The 1,274-nt window shown below is 67.1% G+C and carries 1 protein-coding gene; it reads right to left on the bottom strand.

Annotation, left to right across the window (positions count from 1 at the left end):
- Positions 1–2: 2 nt before the first annotated feature.
- The coding region (locus AB0M29_RS45215; protein WP_365393696.1) for an acetate--CoA ligase at positions 3–1,274 on the bottom strand (1,272 nt) is incomplete at its 5' end.

Raw genomic sequence — 1,274 nt, 5'->3', positions numbered from 1 at the left:
GGTCAGTCCTCGGTGGGTGCGGAGGGCAGTTTGCTTTGGATGAGGTCCATGACGGTGGAGTCGGTGAGGGTGGTGACGTCGCCGAGTTCGCGGTTTTCGGCGACGTCGCGGAGCAGGCGGCGCATGATCTTGCCGGAGCGGGTCTTGGGCAGTTCGTTCACGATGAGGATGCGCTTGGGTTTGGCGATGGGGCCGAGTGCTTTGGCGACGTGGTTGCGGAGTTCGGCGGACAGGTCGGTGCTGTCCTGGGCGGTGCCGCGCAGGATGACGAAGGCGACGATGGCTTGGCCGGTGGTTTCGTCGGTGGCGCCGACGACGGCGGATTCGGCGACTTTGGGGTGGGAGACGAGGGCGGATTCGACTTCGGTGGTGGAGATGTTGTGGCCGGAGACGAGCATGACGTCGTCGACGCGGCCGAGGAGCCAGATGTCGCCGTCGTCGTCCTTCTTGGCGCCGTCGCCGGCGAAGTAGCGGCCGGGGAAGCGGGACCAGTAGGTGTCGAGGTAGCGCTGGTCGTCGCCCCAGATGGTGCGCAGCATCGAGGGCCAGGGCTGGGTGAGGACGAGGTAGCCGCCGGAGCCGTTGGGGACTTCGCCTGCTTCGTCGTCGACGACGGTGGCGGCGATGCCGGGCAGTGGGGTCTGGGCGGAGCCGGGTTTGGTGTGGGTGACGCCTGGGAGGGGGCTGATCATCATGGCGCCGGTTTCGGTCTGCCACCAGGTGTCGACGATGGGGGTGGTGCCGCCGCCGATGTGTTCGCGGTACCAGATCCAGGCTTCGGGGTTGATGGGTTCGCCGACGGAGCCGAGGACGCGCAGGGAGGTCAGGTCGAACTTGGCGGGGATGTCGTCTCCCCATTTCATGAAGGTGCGGATCGCGGTGGGGGCGGTGTAGAGGAGGGTGACCCGGTACTTCTGGATGATTTCCCAGAAGCGGCCCTGGTGGGGGGTGTCGGGGGTGCCCTCGTAGATGACCTGGGTGGCGCCGTTGGCCAGGGGTCCGTAGACGATGTAGGAGTGGCCGGTGACCCAGCCGATGTCGGCGGTGCACCAGTAGATGTCCGACTCCGGTTTGAGGTCGAAGACGGCGTGGTGGGTGTAGGCGGCCTGGGTGAGGTAGCCGCCGGAGGTGTGCAGGATGCCCTTGGGCTTACCCGTGGTGCCTGAGGTGTAGAGGATGAACAGCGGGTGCTCGGCGTTGAACGCCTGCGGGGTGTGCTCGACCGACTGGCGGCCCACGGTCTCGTGCCACCACAGGTCCCGGCCCTCGGTCCA

This window comes from Streptomyces sp. NPDC051976, assembly GCF_040680795.1.
Taxonomy (GTDB): Bacteria; Actinomycetota; Actinomycetes; order Streptomycetales; family Streptomycetaceae; genus Actinacidiphila.
This window is presented reverse-complemented; position numbering and strand designations above follow the sequence as displayed.